15 protein-coding genes are annotated in these 17,481 nt (G+C 59.7%); 10 read left to right on the forward strand and 5 right to left on the reverse strand.

Annotation, left to right across the window (positions count from 1 at the left end):
- The first annotated feature begins 6 nt into the window (after positions 1-6).
- The 3 genes from IP81_RS14990 to IP81_RS15000 all read left to right on the forward strand — a co-directional run bounded on the left by IP81_RS14990 (position 7) and on the right by IP81_RS15000 (position 4,019).
- Positions 7-2,307, forward strand: a complete 2,301-nt coding sequence (locus IP81_RS14990) for a TonB-dependent receptor domain-containing protein (protein ID WP_054108822.1) — start codon at positions 7-9, stop codon at positions 2,305-2,307.
- Positions 2,307-3,680: an alkaline phosphatase family protein gene (locus tag IP81_RS14995; protein WP_054108823.1), complete on the forward strand. Its 1,374-nt coding sequence runs from the start codon at positions 2,307-2,309 to the stop codon at positions 3,678-3,680. Before IP81_RS14990 ends, IP81_RS14995 begins: the two co-directional genes overlap by 1 nt.
- Positions 3,681-3,827: 147 nt before the next feature.
- Complete coding sequence (locus IP81_RS15000) at positions 3,828-4,019, forward strand: hypothetical protein (RefSeq protein WP_231626877.1); 192 nt, start codon at positions 3,828-3,830, stop codon at positions 4,017-4,019.
- A gap of 5 nt (positions 4,020-4,024) precedes the next feature.
- On the opposite strand, the gene IP81_RS15005 is transcribed toward IP81_RS15000, so the two are convergent.
- Complete coding sequence (locus tag IP81_RS15005; protein ID WP_054108825.1) at positions 4,025-5,077, reverse strand: phytanoyl-CoA dioxygenase family protein; 1,053 nt, start codon at positions 5,075-5,077, stop codon at positions 4,025-4,027.
- 32 nt (positions 5,078-5,109) lie between these two features.
- The gene (kdsA, locus tag IP81_RS15010; RefSeq protein WP_054108826.1) at positions 5,110-5,940 is read right to left on the reverse strand and encodes a 3-deoxy-8-phosphooctulonate synthase; all 831 of its coding nucleotides are present in this window, start codon (positions 5,938-5,940) and stop codon (positions 5,110-5,112) included.
- A gap of 178 nt (positions 5,941-6,118) precedes the next feature.
- On the opposite strand from kdsA, the gene IP81_RS15015 reads away from it, so the two are divergent.
- Genes IP81_RS15015 through IP81_RS15035 form a run of 5 tightly spaced genes read left to right on the forward strand, consistent with a single transcriptional unit; the run spans position 6,119 to position 11,427 of the window.
- On the forward strand, positions 6,119-7,120 hold the full coding sequence (locus IP81_RS15015; protein WP_054108836.1) for an SIS domain-containing protein: 1,002 nt from the start codon (positions 6,119-6,121) through the stop codon (positions 7,118-7,120).
- A complete protein-coding gene (locus tag IP81_RS15020; RefSeq protein ID WP_231626879.1) occupies positions 7,113-7,973 on the forward strand; it encodes a 3-deoxy-manno-octulosonate cytidylyltransferase in 861 nt (286 codons plus the stop codon). Before IP81_RS15015 ends, IP81_RS15020 begins: the two co-directional genes overlap by 8 nt.
- A 9-nt stretch (positions 7,974-7,982) precedes the next feature.
- Positions 7,983-8,594, forward strand: coding sequence for a histidine phosphatase family protein (locus IP81_RS15025; RefSeq protein ID WP_054108838.1), 612 nt, complete (start codon positions 7,983-7,985; stop codon positions 8,592-8,594).
- Positions 8,591-10,228: a capsule biosynthesis protein gene (locus IP81_RS15030; RefSeq protein ID WP_054108827.1), complete on the forward strand. Its 1,638-nt coding sequence runs from the start codon at positions 8,591-8,593 to the stop codon at positions 10,226-10,228. Before IP81_RS15025 ends, IP81_RS15030 begins: the two co-directional genes overlap by 4 nt.
- The gene (locus tag IP81_RS15035; RefSeq protein ID WP_054108828.1) at positions 10,225-11,427 is read left to right on the forward strand and encodes a glycosyltransferase family 1 protein; all 1,203 of its coding nucleotides are present in this window, start codon (positions 10,225-10,227) and stop codon (positions 11,425-11,427) included. The genes IP81_RS15030 and IP81_RS15035 overlap by 4 nt, the downstream gene beginning before the upstream one ends.
- A gap of 5 nt (positions 11,428-11,432) precedes the next feature.
- Here the strand turns inward: IP81_RS15035 and IP81_RS15040 are convergent, their stop codons facing one another.
- Positions 11,433-12,146, reverse strand: coding sequence for a sterol desaturase family protein (locus IP81_RS15040; protein WP_231626895.1), 714 nt, complete (start codon positions 12,144-12,146; stop codon positions 11,433-11,435).
- Positions 12,147-12,252: 106 nt separating this feature from the next.
- Here IP81_RS15040 and IP81_RS15045 point away from each other — a divergent pair, with 106 nt between their 5' ends.
- Positions 12,253-13,056, forward strand: a complete 804-nt coding sequence (locus IP81_RS15045; protein ID WP_054108839.1) for an SDR family oxidoreductase — start codon at positions 12,253-12,255, stop codon at positions 13,054-13,056.
- Here the strand turns inward: IP81_RS15045 and IP81_RS15050 are convergent.
- Positions 13,037-14,368: an LTA synthase family protein gene (locus tag IP81_RS15050; protein ID WP_231626896.1), complete on the reverse strand. Its 1,332-nt coding sequence runs from the start codon at positions 14,366-14,368 to the stop codon at positions 13,037-13,039. The genes IP81_RS15045 and IP81_RS15050 overlap by 20 nt on opposite strands.
- Before the next feature lie 320 nt (positions 14,369-14,688).
- Between IP81_RS15050 and IP81_RS15055 the strand changes: the two genes are divergently transcribed.
- Entirely contained in the window at positions 14,689-15,990 is a 1,302-nt protein-coding gene (locus IP81_RS15055) for a capsule biosynthesis protein (protein WP_231626897.1), read from the forward strand.
- A gap of 7 nt (positions 15,991-15,997) precedes the next feature.
- On the opposite strand, the gene IP81_RS15060 is transcribed toward IP81_RS15055, so the two are convergent.
- A partial coding sequence (locus IP81_RS15060; protein WP_197274656.1) for an FG-GAP-like repeat-containing protein occupies positions 15,998-17,481 on the reverse strand: 1,484 nt, incomplete at its 5' end.

The raw sequence follows: 17,481 nt of genomic DNA on the forward strand, positions 1-17,481 counted from the left end.
CACACCATGCGTATCGTCGCCGTGCTGCTTGCCAGCACCTCGCTTATTGCCGCTCCAGCCTTTGCCGCTGAAGATGTTGCACCCGCTGCCGAAGCTGCTGCTGCCGCAGATAGCGCCGCAGCCGAAATCGTTGTTCTGGGCCAAGGCCAGACCCGCCAGGTTCAGGAACTTTCGACCGCAGAACTCACCATCCATGCCTCGGGCACCAGCCCTTTGAAGGCTATTGAAAAGCTGCCATCGGTCAACTTCCAGTCGGCTGACGCTTTTGGCAACTACGAATGGTCAACGCGCGTCACCATTCGCGGTTTCAACCAGAACCAGCTGGGCTTCAACCTCGATGGCATTCCGCTGGGCGATATGTCCTATGGCAACGCCAATGGTCTGCACATCAGCCGCGCGATCAGCCCTGAAAACATCGGCGTCACCCGCGTGTCGCAGGGCTCGGGCTCCATCTCTGCCCAGTCGACCAGCAATCTTGGCGGCACACTCGAATTCTTCTCTCTCGACCCCAAGGACACGCTCGGCGTTACCGCCAGCGGCTCTTATGGTTCGGCCAACACCTTCCGCGGCTTTGGCCGCGTCGGCCTCGGCACCGAAGATGGCCTGCGCGGCTATGTCTCGGCGCAATACCAGAATGGTGACAAGTGGAAGGGTGATGGCCAGCAGAGCACCCTCATGATCAATGCCAAGGCGATCATGCCGCTGGGCGAAGGCGTCGATCTCGACGGCTATCTCAGCTACTCCGACCGTGCCGAACAGGATTATCACGATCTCAGCCTCGAAATGATAGGCCGCCTCGGCTATGATTGGGACAACTTCGGCCCAGGCCGTTATGTCGAAGCGGTCAGAATAGGCGATATCGGCGCAAACCGGGGTGACACCGGCGTTGCCTCCACCAATCCGGCTGCTGGCACCACGTACCCCTCACCGTTCATCAGTGCCGATGATGCCTATTATGACGCATCGGGCCTGCGCAAGGACACGATCGCCGCGCTCGGCCTGAATATCGATGTGGGCGATACCGGCAAGTTCTCGATCAAGGGCTACTATCACGAAAACGACGGTCAGGGCACATGGGGCACCCCCTATCGCGCCAGCCCGTCGGGCGTGCCAATGTCCATGCGCACGACCGAATATGACATGAAGCGCAAGGGCGTCTTTGCATCCTACGCTGCCACTTATGGCATCAACAACCTGCTGATCGGCGGCTGGTACGAAAAGAACGATTTCATCCATTCGCGCCGGTTCTATGGCTATGAAAGCCGCACCAGCGCAGGCCGCGATCATCGTGATTTCCAGCGCAACCCGTTCTTCACGCAATGGTCTATCGCGTTTGAAACTGACACGATTCAGTACTACGTGTCAGACAATATCGATCTTGGCGATCTGAAGATCAACGTGGGCTGGAAGGGCTTTTCGGTCGATACCAATGCTTTCGCACTGGTCAACATCAGCGGCCTTGCCACCGGTCAGATCAATGTTAAAGACTGGTTCCAGCCTCACGTCGGCCTTAACTACAAGATCGGCAACGGTCTTGAAGCCTTCGCCGGTTTCACGCAGGTGACCCGCGCGTTTCAGGCTGCGGCCGCAGGGAGCAGTCCGTTTTCGACCACACAGGCCGGATTTAACGAGATCCGCGATACGCTCCGGCCCGAAAGCTCGGACACTTATGAAGCTGGCCTGCGCTACAGCACCGGCATCATCAACGCCTCGCTGGCTGGCTACTATGTCAACTTCCGCGATCGTCTGCTCGTGATCCCAACCTCGGTTGGCATCGTCGGTGCAGCCAACGCGCTGCAGAACGTCGGTGCCGTCCGCGCACTCGGCCTCGAGGCCGCGGTTGACGTAAAGCTGCCCGGCGGGTTCGGCGCTTTCGCCTCTTACAGCTACAACGACAGCACCTATCGCGATGATGTTGTGATCACCGCAGGCGGCACCACCACCATCCGCGCCACCAAAGGCAAGACCGTGGTCGATACGCCAAAGCACTTGCTGCGCGGCGAACTGTCCTATGACAGCGACATGTTCTACGGTCGCCTTGGCGTGAACTATATGTCGCAGCGCTTCTTCAACTTCCTGAACGACCGTTCGGTAGGCGCGCGGACACTGGTTGATGCCACTCTCGGCTACCGTCTCGATATCGGCCAGCGGCAGCCGATCGAACTGCAACTCAACGCCGTCAACCTGTTCGACAAGCGCTATGTCGCAACAATCGGGTCGAACGGCTTCAGCTTCAGCGGTGACAACCAGACCCTATTGGCCGGCGCTCCCCGTCAGGTGTTTGCGACCCTTAAGGTCGGCTTCTGATGCAAAGCGGCCTTTCGCCAGCAAAGGCCCTCGTCGCGGGCGTCGCACTGGTTATCAGTGCGGCGCCCGTCGCCGTTTGGGCTCAAGCACCATCATCCGCTCCAGTCCTGCTCATCTCCATCGATGGCCTGCGCCCCGGCGATGTGCTCGAAGCGGAAAAGCGCGGGCTGAAGATCCCGAACCTGCGCCGATTCCTCAAAGACGGTGCCTATGCCACGGGCGTCACCGGCAACCTGCCCACGGTAACTTACCCCAGCCACACAACGCTGATCACTGGCGTAGCCCCTGCCCGCCATGGCATCGTGTCCAACACCACGTTTGATCCCAAGCAGATCAACTATGGTGGCTGGTTCTGGTTTGCCGAAGATATCACCGCCCCCACCTTGTGGGACGCTGCGCGCAAGGCTGGCCTCAGCACCGCAAACGTCCATTGGCCCGTCAGTGTCGGCGTGAAGTCGCTGACCTATAACCTCCCGCAAATCTGGCGCTCTGGCCATGCCGATGACCGCAAGATGCTCAAAGCCATGTCCACCGACGGGCTGTATGACGCGCTGGAGCACGATTGCGGCGCTTATGCCGATGGCATTGACGAAGGCGTTGACGGCGATGAAGTGCGCGCCAAATTTGCGGTGCGCATGATTCAGACGAAGAAACCCGATTTCATGACGGTCTATCTGGCGGGCCTTGACCATGAAGAACATGGCTCAGGCCCCGGATCGGCAGAATCCAACGCGGTGCTCGAACGCCTCGATTCGGTTGTGGGCAACTTGGTCGCCGCAGAAATGGCCGCGCACCCCGATGCCACTGTCGCCGTCGTCAGCGATCACGGTTTTGTTGCCACCGATACCGAAATCAACCTGTTCCGCCCGTTCATCGATGCGGGGCTGATCACGCTGGATGCAGCAGGTAAAGTCGCATCATGGGAAGCCATGCCTTGGCCAACGGGTGGCACTATCGCGGTGGCCTTGGCCCGTCGCGATGATGCAGCGCTGATCGCCAAGGTCGGCACTTTGCTGGCCTCCCTTGCTGCCAATCCGGAAGCCCGTATCGCGCATGTTGCCGATCAGGCGGAAATCGCCAAGCTCGGCGGCAATCCGCAAGCGGCGTTCTTTGTCGATCTGAAGCCCGGCGCGCTTGCCAGCGGATTTGCCGCGGATGCGCCGCTGGCAAAGCCATCGCGCACGAAAGGCATGCACGGCTATTTCCCTAGCCTTCCCGAAATGCGTTCAGCCTTCCTGATCATGGGCAAAGGCGTGGCAAAAGGGCGCAATCTGGGCGAGATCGACATGCGCGCGATTGCACCAACATTGGCCCGCGAACTCGGCACCGGCCTGCCTGATGCTCAACTGCCAGCATTGAATATCAAACCATAACAAACCCTTGCCGTACCGCTCCTGATGTCAGATCCATCGGGTGCGGTGCGGCAACGTGTTGCGAGTTTGTGACTAACTTTAGATTCGATAGCGAATCACCCGCCTGCGGTGCAGCACTTTCCTGACAGGAACCCAATGCACCGAACGATGATCAAACGCGGCCTCTATCGCACCATCGACAGCTACCTTGGTGAATGCGCCAAGGTGCATGAAAGTGCAGGCGACGCTTACCCTTTCCTGCGTCCCGAAATCTATGATGCGCTGGGCTTTTCGCCAGCTTATGGCGAACTTCCGTTTTTTGACCCGGCTTCCCATTCAGACGAAACGCGGCGCAGGTAAATCCGTTAAGCCTCATCTGTGATGGCACGACGCTTGCCTACAGCGCGCCAAGGCTGGCCCAGTTGCTTCTCAAAACGATCCCGAAACGCCCATATCCAGTTAACCCGGTGCTCGGCAATGCCCGGCAGGCTGAGCAGGTCTCCGCCCAACCACGGCACGAGCGGATTGCGCCGCCCATAGGACCAGATTTCCACCCGTTCGCCCGGTTTTTCCGAAAGGCCGCGCGCATGGAAACCAACCGTATCGGCCACCACCAGCGTATTGCCCGCAACCGCCAACCCTTCAGCCGGCGGCAGGCCCATTTCTGCAAGTCCGGCATCATCGACGCGCGGCGATCCACGGGCTGACAATCGGTCAATCGCTGCGGGATCGGCAAGACTGCGCCGGTGTTCCCATGCCAGCCGCTCGGGCGTGAAGCGATGCGATCCGCGCACATAGCAGAACGGGCCTTCATCAGCGGCCACCGGATTGAGGAACAACCACGATTTAAGCGAGGCATGAAAGCTGTCGGCATGGATCGTTTCCTGCGGATCAGAATCAGGCGTGCCGATGCCGCTAACGATGGTCTGGATATAATGCAGCGGCGTGATCCTGAAGCTCGCCACATAATGCAGCAACGCGACAATATCCTTGCGCGCCAACAGCGTCCGGAGCGCCGGAATCGCATTGAGCATTGCAGGATCAACGGCCAACCTGCGGGTGATCGCATCGCCCTGCACCATTTCGCGCGCAGACCCCTCATAGGCCAGAATGGCCGCGCGCAACGCTGGAAATTCGGCTTGCGGCACCACATCGGGAATCGCGACAAAGCCATCGCGTTCGAAATCGGCAAGCCATTCAGGGCGCACATGCCGCGCCAATCGCCGCCTGCGCCAGCGGCACAAAGCATCGGCTACACGCACCCGCCACAAATGCAGGCCGCGCGCATTCAACCTGCGTGAGCCTATCAAAGGGTTGTCGAGAAAGCTTTTATAGCCCGTGAAAAGTTGCAGCACCCAAACCGGCGCCATCATCGCACCTTTGAGCTTCTTGCCCACCCGGCTTGCAATCGCCGCCATCTTCACCAGAACGTCCACATTATGCAGAAGGCCTAGTAAGCCTTTACCAGCGCGTCAATCGCCTGAAGCCGCGCAACCAGTGGTTCGAAATCGTTCAATGGCAATGCGTTAGGCCCGTCCGACAGCGCTTTGTCCGGATCTGGGTGGGTTTCCATGAACACGCCAGAAACCCCGGCGGCAACTGCGGCGCGCGCCAGCAATGGCACATATTCACGCTGGCCGCCGGATCGTTCGCCAAGCCCGCCGGGCTGCTGGACCGAATGGGTGGCGTCAAACACAATCGGGCAGCCGGTCTGCGCCATGATCGCAAGGCTGCGCATATCCGATACCAGTGTGTTGTAACCGAACGAGACGCCGCGCTCGCACAGCATGAAGGAGTCGGGGTCACATCCGGCAGCGACGGCTGCGTTGCGTGCCTTCGCCACCACTTGGGTCATGTCGGCTGGTGCCATGAACTGGCCCTTTTTGATGTTCACAGGCTTGCCCGAAGCAGCCACTGCTGCAATGAAATCGGTCTGCCGCGCAAGGAAAGCCGGGGTCTGAAGCACATCCACCACTTGCGCCACTGCTGTCACTTGTTCAGCTTCATGAACATCTGTCAGGACTGGCAGCCCGGTTTCGGCCCGAACCTTCTCGAGAATACGCAATCCCGCGTCAATTCCCGGCCCCCGGAACGATTTGTCCGAACTACGGTTCGCTTTGTCGAAAGAGCTTTTGAAAATCAGCATGATCCCGAGCTTGTTAGCCGTTTGCGCCAAGCTTTCTGCAATTCGCATCGTATGCTGTTCGTTTTCGATCACACATGGCCCGGCAATTACAAACAATGGCGCGTTCGCAGCAACATTACATCCACAAAGGATCATATTTCATTCCATTTTCGATCTGGATTTCAGATCGCGCTATAGTTATTCTTGATCAGTAGCTTTAGGTGTAATCGTTAATTGCCGGTAAATTTTGTTCGTGGCAATTGGCAGCTATTACGTCGCCGGCAATGGCAAAACGCTTGGCTTGGCACAAGAGCGTAACTATGGGGGAAACGCTATGAGAACCTTGAACACGCACCTTAAAGCTGTCACGCCACGCTACACAGAATCAGCGTTGAAGACGATTGAGACGGAAATTCAAGGCCTTGAGCAACTCAAGGGGGTGTTTCAAGAAGCGTCCTTCCGCCTTTCGCTCGACTCAGCCATTGAAGCGATGGCACGCACCAAGGGGCGCGTGATTGTCAGCGGCATGGGCAAAAGCGGGCATGTCGGCCGTAAAATTGCTGCAACCCTTCGGTCAACCGGAACGCCCGCTCTGTTTCTCCATCCCGGTGAAGCAAGCCACGGTGATCTGGGGGTGATTACCGAAAGTGATGTTGTTTTCGCAATCACTTGGTCTGGTGAGACAAGCGAACTGAACGATATCTTCCATTACTGTCACCGTTTTGGCGTAACTTTGATCGTAGCCACAGCATGGCCGGACAGCACCGCTGCCAAAGCATCCAATATTTGCCTTGCTTTACCGCTTGTCCGCGAAGCTTGCCCTAATGATCTTGCACCCACCTCCTCAACCACGCTGCAATTGGTGCTAGGGGATGTGCTAGCTGTTGCCTTGATCGAAGCGCGCGGCTTCACTTCGTCCGATTTCCGCGTGTTTCATCCCGGCGGCAGGTTGGGCGCGCAATTGCTCACCGTTGAACAGATTATGGGCACCGATTCTGCCATTCCCAAAGTGCGCCGCGAGGCAAGCCTCAGCAGCGCCACCATCGAGATGAGCCGCAAGCGCTACGGCGCAACAGCAGTGGTTGATCAGGGTGACCGGTTGGTGGGCGTGTTCACCGATGGCGATCTGCGCCGCTGCATTGCCGTCCACGATCTGCAAGACAGCATCGGCCTTCACATGTCGGCCAATCCGGTGACCGTCCCCCCCGGCAGCTTGTGCGCTGATGCCTTGCGCATCATGAACGAAAATGCGGTGTCGGTGATCTTTGTCGAAGACGATGGCAGGTTGGTCGGCGTTGTGCATATGCACGACATTGTCAGGACGGGCATTGTCTGAACCGGCTGAAGGACCGCAAACCGGCCCTGATTTGATCCCTGATTTGATCCCTGATTTGATCATAGTACCAGCGCGGTTCGGATCATCGCGCTTACCCGGCAAACCCTTGCTCGAAATTGCCGGTCGCACGCTTCTGGAAAGAGTTGTCGCCATTGCGCGTGTTGCAGCAGAGAGCGCGGGGCAATGCCGCGTGCTGGTCGCCACCGATGATCAGCGGATTGCCGATCATGCCACCGCCATCGGCGCGCAAGTGGCGATGACCTCGGCGGATCTTGATTCCGGAACGATGCGCGCTTTTGCCGCTGCACAGCAGCAATCCTGCCCGCCACGGCGCGTCATCAATCTACAAGGCGATGCACCCTTCATCCCGGCCACCATCGTCTCGGGGCTGATGCAAACCCTGCGTTCCGGCACGGCAGACGTCACCACTCCGGTGTTCAACCTTGATTGGCCAAGGCTGGATCGTCTGCGCGAACACAAACGCACCGCCCCGTTCAGCGGCACCACATGCGTGCGCGATCACCGAGGACGGGCGTTGTGGTTTTCCAAATCGATCCTGCCGGCTATGCGCGATGAAGCCAAACTGCGCAGCCAAGTCATGTCTCCGGTATGGCAGCACCTTGGCCTTTATGGTTATACCATGCCAGCGCTGGAATGGTTCGCAGCGGCAGCCCCCGGCCAGTACGAGCAGCTTGAAGGCCTTGAACAATTGCGTTTTCTGGAACACGGCTGGGCCATAGACACCGTCGAAGTGGACGTTCCTGCCCATGTCTTATCCGGCATTGATACGCCGCAAGACCTTGCCAAGGCTGAAGAAGCGATTACCCGTTTTGGCGATCCTTATCCGGCCTGAGTGGTATCGATGTTCGTTATTGTGCGCCACGGCAACACCTTCACTGCCGGAGAGACCCCTCGCCGGATCGGCGCGCGTACCGATCTGCCACTGACGGATGCAGGCCGCGAGCAGGCGCGCGCATTGGGTGCACACTTCGCCAGGCAAGGCTGGCAATTTGGCAAAGTCCTCGTCTCGCCACTCCTGCGCACTCGCCAAACCGCGCAATTGATCGAGGTGGCACAGACCAACGCAATCCCGGCGGAAACGGCGGACTTTCTGCGCGAGATCGATCACGGACCGGATGAGAACCAGACCGACGACGCCATCATCGCGCGCATCGGCAAACCCGCGCTTGCCGCGTGGGACGAGAACGCCACTCCGCCACCGGACTGGGTGGTTGATGCCGATGAACGCATCGCTGCATGGCAAAAGCTGTTTGCCGCCACTATGGCCGATAATCGGCCCACGCTGCTCGTCACCAGCAATGGTGCAGCGCGGTTCGCCCTGCTGGCCGATCCATCCTTGCGCGCCGCACTTGGTGCTATGGCCACGCTCAAACTGCCAACAGGCGGCTATGGCGTGATCTGCAAAGCATCGGATGGCGCGCTGGATGCACCGGTCTGGGGGCGGAGACCATGATCTCCTTATGCCTGCTGCGCGCGCCACCGTTCCATGGCTGCACAGTCACTCTGTCTGAACCTGCCACGGTTGCTGATCCGCCGCCGCCTGACCTTATGCAACTGCTGCGCGAGGCGCGCGTCGGCGGTAAATTCTGGCTCCCGCCCGCGCAGCTTGCAGCCCCCGCCTCGGCCATATTGCGCCCCCGCGCCGGTGATGCATTGGATGACATGCAGGCATTGATTCCGACCGACGAACAAGCCGGAATGATTTGGAGCGCCAGCGATGGTCCATCCCGCCCAACACGCTGCGGGCAGTGGATCGGTGATGTTGATCCATGGTCCGTGCTGGAGAACGCAGGCCAGCTTATTGCGCACGGCAATGATGAATGGGTAGCCATTGCGCGCCTCTGCGCCGTTCCGGTGCAGGTCCTGTCGGCAGGCCGCTATGGCACGCCTGCGGACACCCCCGCCGACCTTGATAGCAAGGCCCTGCAAGCCATCAGCGCTGCACGCTACACCGATCCCTTCACCGGCCAGCCCGCCACCATCGCGCAAACCATCGCCCTGCTGGCCGAATGGCGGCGGCTGATTGCCAGCAACCGCTCTATCAGCGCCGCATGTGGCATGGCGTGGTGGAAGCGTGACGAAATCCGCCGTTTCCTGTGGGTTCCGGGACAAACGCTTCACATCGTCTCCCGCGCGACCAAGGCCCTCAAAATCGCGCGCCGGGCAGGCGGTGCTGTCGCGATTTGGCCCTCGCGCGTATCGCCCACCCTGCTGGCAGAGGCCGCAAGCCAAGGCACGCCGCTGGTCCGTGTGGAGGATGGCTTTGTGCGCTCGGTCGGGCTTGGCAGCAACCTTGTGCCGCCTTCATCGGTGGTGGTGGACAGGCGCGGCATTCACTTTGATCCATCATCGCCCAGCGATCTCGAACATATCCTCGCAACAAACACCTTCACCCCGGCCTTGATCGACCGCGCCGGTGCTTTGCGCCAGACAATCCTTGCCTCAGGCATCAGCAAGTATTCGGTCGGCACAGGCTCAACGGTTCCGCTGCGCACTCCCGGGCGCCGGATCGTGCTGGTGCCTGCGCAAGTGGAAGACGACATGTCCGTCATCGCCGGCGGCGGTGGGCTGCAATCGAACCTTGAACTGTTGCGCCGTGCCCGCGCGCTGGAACCCGATGCCGAAATCTGGTTCCGCCCCCATCCCGATGTCGATGCCGGACACCGCAAAGGCGCTGTCGCCGATGAAGACGTGCTGCAAATTGCCGACCGGATCGTGCGCGGTGGCGGCATGGCAACCCTGCTGGATGCGGTTGATGCGGTCCACGTCAACACCTCGCTAACCGGCTTTGAAGCGCTCATGCGCGGCCTCGAGGTAACCTGCCACGGCACGCCGTTCTATGCAGGTTGGGGCCTGACCCGCGATCTGGGTACAGTGCCCGACCGGCGCGGGCGCAGGCTGGCGCTGGATGAACTTGTCGCAGGTGTGCTGATTTTATACCCGCGTTATCTCGATCCGGTCAGTGGGCTGCCCTGCCCGCCCGAAGTGCTGATCCAACGCATGTCTGCCGCGCACACACCCAACCGGCTTGGCTGGGTTGAACCTTTGCGCCGTCTGCAAGGGCGGTTTATGGCCCATTGGCGATGACACAGGTAATACTCGACATTTCGCGCCTGATCTCGCGCGTGCGCTATTCCACACCATCGGGTGTGGACCGCGTCGAAATGGCCTATGCGCGCGGGCTTTTGCGGATTTACGGCGATGCCCTGTGTTTTGCTGCGGTCCATCCCACCGGATTGTACGGGCGCATCAGCCGTGCAACTGCGCTGGCCTATCTCGATGAACTGGAACAGCGCTGGGCCAAGGGTGGCGAAAAGCCCAAGCAGCGTTCGGTTATTTCCATCCTGCCATGGATGGCGCGCCTGCTTCCCGAACGCCCCCCGGCAATGGCCAAAGGGCAACGCACGATCTTCCTCCAAGTATCGCCGCACCATCTGACCAATGCGAAGAAAATGGGGCGCATCCTTGCCCGCGAGAATGCTCGCTTCATCTGCATGGTGCATGATCTGATCCCGATAGAATACCCCGAATATGCCCGGCCATCAGGCGCGGCCTTGCACCGCTTGCGGATGCAGACCGTAGCCGATCATGCCGATGCCGTGATCGTCAATTCCGCCGCCACCGGCCGGTCGTTCCAGCCATGGATAGAGCGCAGTGGCCGCACCATCGCGCTGCATGTAGCCTTGCTCGGCACCGAACCACTGGCCGATGTTGCCAGCAACTTGCCCGCAGATGCCCCGCCCTATTTCGTATGCCTTGGCACGATCGAGCCACGCAAAAACCACTTGCTCCTGCTCAACTTGTGGCGGCAATTTGTGCAAAGCCTGCCCGCCGCCCAAGTTCCGGCCCTTGTCATCATCGGCAAACGCGGCTGGGAAAACGAACAAGTGCTCGACATGCTCGACCGCTGTCCTGCGCTGAAACCCCACGTGACAGAACTGAGCGGCTGTTCCGATGCGCAACTGGCCGGGCTGCTGCGCGGCGCACGCGCCTTGTTGATGCCCTCATTTGCCGAAGGTTTCGGAATGCCAGTGGCCGAGGCGCTTGCGGTTGGCGTGCCCGTGATATGCAGCGATATCCCCGCCCATCATGAAGTGGGCGGTGCGGCACCGGATTACCTTGATCCGCTTGACGGTCCCGGATGGGGATCACGCATTCTGGATTACGCTAATAGCGGCCCGGCGCTTCAGGCCCAGCAGCAGCGCCTGCCGCATTGGCATGAACCCGCTTGGGATGAGCATATGGAAATCGTCGCCCAGGCCATTGCCGGGCTGGAACGCGACTAGCGCAATTACCCGCGCGGCTTGACCGACCGGATCAGCGAACCAAACACGCGATCCCAGAACAGCGCCGTAATCGCATAGTTGCCGTGCTGACCGATATGGTGATGGCGCATGTGGTGGCGTTTTAGCATGAAAGCCAGACGCCCTTTCATCGGCCATTGATGGCAGGCGTAATGGGTCATGTCATAAACGACATAGCCGATCATAAAGCCCAGAAACACCCATGTTCCGGGCGCACCCAACAACAGGATGAGAACGCCCCACACCACGCTTGCGATGGGAATGCTGGCAAGCGGCGGCATCAGGTTGCGCAGACCGTCATTCGGATCGGCATGGTGATTGCCGTGCATCAGGAAGACGAACTTTTGCACCAATGGCGCGTTCGATTTCCAATGGAACAGATAACGGTGCATGACATATTCGAACACCGTCCAAACCGCTATGCCCGCCACAATCAGGCCGAGCGCCGCTGCCAAATCTGCGCTACCCCAACCCACCCAGGCAATGGATGGCAAAAGTACACACCAGATCACGGCGAATCCGCGAGGCGAAATCACCGTCAATTGTTCAAGCTGCTCATTTTTGAACAGCCTGATCTGCTGCGAGTGCGGATTACGACGTGACATTACGGCTATTCTCGACAAGACTTGGCCGTTTCTGTCAAGAAGTAAACCAGCCACCACGATGGAAGAACAAGCACAACTGACATCAGGTACAGGCAAACATATCCGCTTTGTAAATCTACCGTTGCTGCACTGCAACACTGCTCCGCCGCTGTTTGCTGCGCCACCTTTCCGATTTTCGTTTGAACGCGTAAGCCTGTGGGGCATGGCGAGAAATTCTAACCAAAATGAACGCATCTCCGGGCCAATCCGCGTACTGATCATCGGTGCGTCGGGCGAACTCGGCGGAGCTTTGGCAAAACTCTATGCCGGGTCTGGCGCGGCCCTGTGCGTGTGGGGCCGCGATGCCGGAAAACTTGCCGCCATTTCGCAGGAATGCCGAATCGCAGGCGCAGCCAGCACTGACGTGCGCATATGCGATTTGCAGGATATCGCCGCAGCCATTGCCGCCATCGCCGTTGACGACGACACTGGCCCTTTTGATCTGGCGATTGTCGCCTCGGGCCTCGGCGATATCAGGGCCGTTGGCGATGCAGTTGAAGATGCCGGGCAGGTTGCGCGGTTGGGGGTGGTAAACTTCGTTGCCCCCGCCGCCATTGCCGCCGAACTTGGCGCAAGGATGGCCCGTAGGGGGCATGGCAAGATCGTCCTGATCGGTTCTGCCGCAGCCTTTCACGCCCTGCCGTTTGCAGCGGCTTACGCCGGGTCCAAAGCGGGCCTTGCGCGCTTTGCCGATGCCTTGCGCATCAATTTGCGCAACCACGGCGTCACCGTCACCCTCGTTTCACCCGGCTTCATCAATACCGCAGCAGCGCGCAAAGTTGATGGCCCCAAGCCCTTGATCCTGACGCCTGCACACGCTGCGCAGATGATCGCCAAAGCCGCCATGCGCGGTCAGCCGCACCTGATAACGCCTTGGCCATTCGCCCTGCTGCGATGGATAGACCGCGCCCTGCCCCGCTTTTTGCGGGACAAGTTGCTCAACGCACTTACCCCGCCTGACCGCTAATCAAGCCTAGCACTGCATGGTGCAATTGTGCAGGCGTCAGATCAACGCGCTGCCCTTCTCCCGGCACAATCTGCCCGCCTGCATCAAACCGCAAGATGACATAGGGCGTATGTCGTGCAGCTCCGGGAACCGAAACACCCGGAATGCTGGGACGGTGATCGCCATAGAACACCAGCGTTGCAGGGCGTCCCAGCGCAGCCAGTCCATCGCGCAGTGTCAACAGCATCGCATCGCTGTTCCGTACCAGCCTCATGTAACCGTCTGTCAGACTACCGGCCGAGGCATGGGGCTCCCAAGGCCCGTGGTTCTCGATCGTAACCGCAAAAACCAGCGTCGGCACTGCGGCTTTGGCGGCAAGATCGAGTATCTCGATCGCCATCGCCTTATCGGTAACATAGCGTCCTTCATCGGGCGCGGGCGGAGCAAAGCGTTCCTCGCCCACCAGCCCTGCAAATCCGCCGGCATGCATGATCTCGTCGCGATTGTAGAACCGCAGGTCATGCGGATGAACGAACAGGCTTCTCCACCCTGCGGCCAACAAACGTGCGGGCAAGGCATAGGAGCCTTCACCCCGCGCGGTCAGGTAAGGGTCAAACCGGCGGAACCCCAATTCCGCCTCGCTCCGTCCAAACAAAACGCCGTATTCGGTACGCATCGTATAGGCACCAAAGCCGTCCACCAGCAGATCACCCCACTGCCACGCCTGTTCCCTTGCCGCCGCCAAACCCGGCAATGACAGTGCAGGATCGCCGAATATCTCGACAGGATCGGCAAACGATTCGCACTGGATCGCAATCGCCAATTCTTGCGGGTGCGGCAATGTCTGTGCCGCCATGACAGGCACCGGATCACGCGTTTCGCGCCAACGGCGACGATAGAGGATCAAGGTCGCGAGCAGGCCATAGCGTGCAACATCGCCCTCCAGATCAGGCTCGCGGGCAAGCCGTTCTATGGCCGGAAGCTTCAACGACAGCCTGATCAGCAGCGCCCCTGCCAATGCAAGCCCAAGTCCTGCCAGATGGGCCTGCCATGACGGTACAAACAACCACCACACCAGCGCAGGCACCACCGGCGCGGCCATCACCAGCAAGGCCTTTTGCGATCGGGTGAGCGCTGAAAGATAGAACTGGGGATGCTTGAAGATCGCCCCGACCAGCGCCAGATCAGAGAATACCAGCGGCTCGCCCAGCATCGCGCGCTTGGCATTCGACACCATCATGAACAGCGCCATCAGCGCCAAAGCGAGCGCCGCAGATGCCGGCACATGGCCGCAAACCGCCAGAATAAAACCGAACACAATGGCAATTACCAAGCTGTGCAGCCACATCCCTGCGGAATTGCGTCCTGGCAGCAACCCGCCTCGCCCTGCCCGAGGACGAACGCAGGCATCAAGCAACAGCGATAGTGCCAACAAAGCCAGACTTATCACAAACGTCGCTGTCACAATGTCTACAAACCACCAATGCGCGCAAGGTGTGCAATACGCCTGTCTCGCCGTTACCAAGCTCCGCCAAAGCTGTCACCGCCAAACCCAAAGTCCATCCAGATCGGGTGATCATTAGCGCAATTACCCGGTGGAAATGTGACATTGTGCATCGACCAGAGCCGATGTTGGCAGTACGGCAATGACATATGACGTCCAACAAGCCCTCGTCTTCGACCGACAATGACGCACTTTCCATGGCGACACTTTCGGACCCGGCCAGACGCAAGCTGCGCGGAAAGCGCAGCGTCCTTCTGCTTCAGGGCTTGATGGGTCCACTGTTCCGCCATTTGGGGCAGGGTCTGCTCAAGGCCGGGCACAGGGTCCACAAAGTCAATTTCAACGGCGGTGATCGCCTGTTCTGGCGGCTTCCCGGAGGAATCGATTATCGCGGCACGCTGAAAGACTGGCCCAAGGCGTTTGAAGGCATCATCGCCGACAAGCAAATCACCGATGTGATTCTCTTCGGCGATTGCCGCGATCATCACATGCTTGCCACCAAAGTGTGCCGCGAATTGCGCATCCCGGTTCACGTATTCGAAGAAGGCTATATCCGGCCGGACTGGGTTACCTTCGAACGCGATGGCGTGAATGGGCATTCCGCCTTGCCGCGCGATCCGCAATGGTATCTCGAAACAGCCGCCGCCTTGCCGCCTGTTCCGCCACACAGCCAGGTGCCATCATCGTTCCGCCGCCGCGCAACGGAAGGGTTGCTGTATAATGTGGCTGACGTACTCACCCGCTGGCATTATTCGAACTGGAACAACCACCGCCCCTGGCATCCCGTGGTCGAAGGCATGGGCTGGTGGCGCAAGCTGCGCCGCAGCAAGGAACGCAACGCCGAAGCTGCCGCGCTGATGGAGCGGCTGGACACAGCGGGCCAACCCTATTTCCTGTTTCCGCTCCAGCTCGATTCCGATGCCCAGATCAGACTGCACTCACCCTTTGCGGGTATTGCCGAAGCGCTGAAAGTTGTCGTCTCGTCGTTTGCGGCCCACGCTCCGGCAGACACCCGGCTTGTGGTGAAAGAGCATCCGCTGGATAACGGGGTTCGCGATTGGCAGCAGATAACCACGGACATGGCCGTGCGCTTTGGTGTGGAAGACCGGATCGATTACTTGCCCAGTGGGGATATTGTGCCAGTGGCACGCCAATCACGCGGCATGGTCACGATCAACAGCACCAGCGGCACATTGGGGCTATCCATGGGCATCCCGACCGTGGCCTTGGGCATTGCCATCTATGATATCGCCGGGGTGTGCTACCAGGGCGGCCTTGATGCATTCTGGCAAGAAATCCCGCCCCCGGATCAGCAGGTCTACGCTGCATTCCGCCGCGTGCTGATTGAACACTGCCTGATCCCGGGCGGATTTTTCTCCAAAACAGCGCTCGATCTGGTTGTCCGGCACGCCATCGCCAGATTTGATGGCAATGGCCTTCCACCGGAATAACGCCCTGCTAAAGCACCAGCCCGTCAAATGCTGATGCCACAAACACCCCGCCAAAGCCGAAGCCGACGATGTCGGCCAAGCCATCGCCATTCACATCGGCGAGTTCGCGGTGGAAGATGTTGTCGCTGCTCCACCCCTGATCACGCCCGAAGTTGGCCAGTTCAAACGAAGCCGCGCTGAATGTGCCGTTGGTCTGGCCATAAGCCACGAAGGTGCCTGCCACGCCGAACCCGACAATATCATCACGCCCGTCGCCATCCACGTCGGCCACATCGCGCGTGAACACGTCCTGTGTGCTCCAGCCCTGATTGGTGCCAAAGTTGCCCAACGCCAGTGTAGCTGCGGCAAAAGTGCCATTGGCCTGTCCCAACGCCACCAGCGTGCCCGCCGCGCCAAAACCGACGATATCCGCGCGGCCATCGCCATTCACATCGCCCACTTCGCGGTGGAACACGTTGTTCGATGACCAGCCCTGACTGATCCCGAAATTGGCCAGCGCAAAAGTCGCCGTGCCAAACGACCCCGTCCCCGTGCCCAGCGCCACAAAAGTCCCCGGCGCCCCAAAGCCGACGATATCGGCAAAGCCATCGCCGTTCACATCGGCCAGAGTCCGCGCCGCGCCATCTTGCGTGGACCAGCCATTGGCCGGATTGAAGTTGCTGGACCCCAGCGTTGCCGCCCCGAAAGTCCCATTGGCCTGCGCCAGCGAAACCAGCACACCTGCAAAGCCGAAGCCGACGATATCGGCACGGCCATCGTTATTCACATCGGCCATCTCGCGGTGGAAAATGTTGTCCGATGACCACCCCTGATTGACGCCAAAGTTGGCCACCGCCGTAACCGGCGTAGCAAACGTACCGCCAGCCTGCCCCAGCGCCACCAGCGTGCCCGCCTGCCCGAAGCCGACAATATCCGCCAGTCCATCCCCGTTCACATCCGCCGCCATGCGCGGGAACCGGTCCTGCGAAGACCACCCGCCCGCGCCCACGGCGAAGTTCGCCACGCGCGGGGTGTTCGAATCATCAAAGCGGCTGATGCGGTAAGGGATGCCCTCGATCTGGATAAATTCCACATTGGTCAACGTATCGGTGCCATCAGCCGACGAACTGACCGTGACCACCCCGCCTGCCCCGATCGAAACTGTAAGCTGCGCGGCGGTAGCACTGTAAACGGCAGTATCCGCGCCAAGACCGCCGTCTATTGTATCATTACCGCTACCACCATTGATCGTATCGTTGCCTGCACCACCAACAATCGTATCATTACCTCTGAACCCGTTAATGGTGTCCGGCCCAAGGCTTCCCAAGATGACATCAGGCTGAGAAGTGAAGTCCGTTCCGTTGAATGTGGAGCCAGTGGCCGTTGATGAGAAGATAAAGTCTGACGCGCTAAGTTGCGACGGCAAGATATTGTTAAAAGTTATGCTTTCTGCATCACCGCCAAACAGCAGCGCCAAACGCGAACCTGTACCAACTTGCGTGATAAATGGCT

The sequence above is a fragment of the Novosphingobium sp. AAP83 genome, assembly GCF_001295795.1.
Taxonomy (GTDB): domain Bacteria; phylum Pseudomonadota; class Alphaproteobacteria; order Sphingomonadales; family Sphingomonadaceae; genus Novosphingobium.

Excerpts from the sequence above, each read along its gene's own strand:
- IP81_RS14990 (WP_054108822.1), top strand. The coding sequence starts at position 7 with ATGCGTATCGTCGCCGTGCTGCTTGCCAGCACCTCGCTTATTGCCGCT.
- IP81_RS14995 (WP_054108823.1), top strand. The coding sequence starts at position 2,307 with ATGCAAAGCGGCCTTTCGCCAGCAAAGGCCCTCGTCGCGGGCGTCGCA.
- IP81_RS15000 (WP_231626877.1), top strand. The coding sequence starts at position 3,828 with ATGATCAAACGCGGCCTCTATCGCACCATCGACAGCTACCTTGGTGAA.
- IP81_RS15005 (WP_054108825.1), bottom strand. The coding sequence starts at position 5,077 with ATGGCGGCGATTGCAAGCCGGGTGGGCAAGAAGCTCAAAGGTGCGATG.
- kdsA (WP_054108826.1), bottom strand. The coding sequence starts at position 5,940 with ATGATCCTTTGTGGATGTAATGTTGCTGCGAACGCGCCATTGTTTGTA.
- IP81_RS15015 (WP_054108836.1), top strand. The coding sequence starts at position 6,119 with ATGAGAACCTTGAACACGCACCTTAAAGCTGTCACGCCACGCTACACA.
- IP81_RS15025 (WP_054108838.1), top strand. The coding sequence starts at position 7,983 with ATGTTCGTTATTGTGCGCCACGGCAACACCTTCACTGCCGGAGAGACC.
- IP81_RS15030 (WP_054108827.1), top strand. The coding sequence starts at position 8,591 with ATGATCTCCTTATGCCTGCTGCGCGCGCCACCGTTCCATGGCTGCACA.
- IP81_RS15035 (WP_054108828.1), top strand. The coding sequence starts at position 10,225 with ATGACACAGGTAATACTCGACATTTCGCGCCTGATCTCGCGCGTGCGC.
- IP81_RS15045 (WP_054108839.1), top strand. The coding sequence starts at position 12,253 with ATGGCGAGAAATTCTAACCAAAATGAACGCATCTCCGGGCCAATCCGC.
- IP81_RS15055 (WP_231626897.1), top strand. The coding sequence starts at position 14,689 with ATGACGTCCAACAAGCCCTCGTCTTCGACCGACAATGACGCACTTTCC.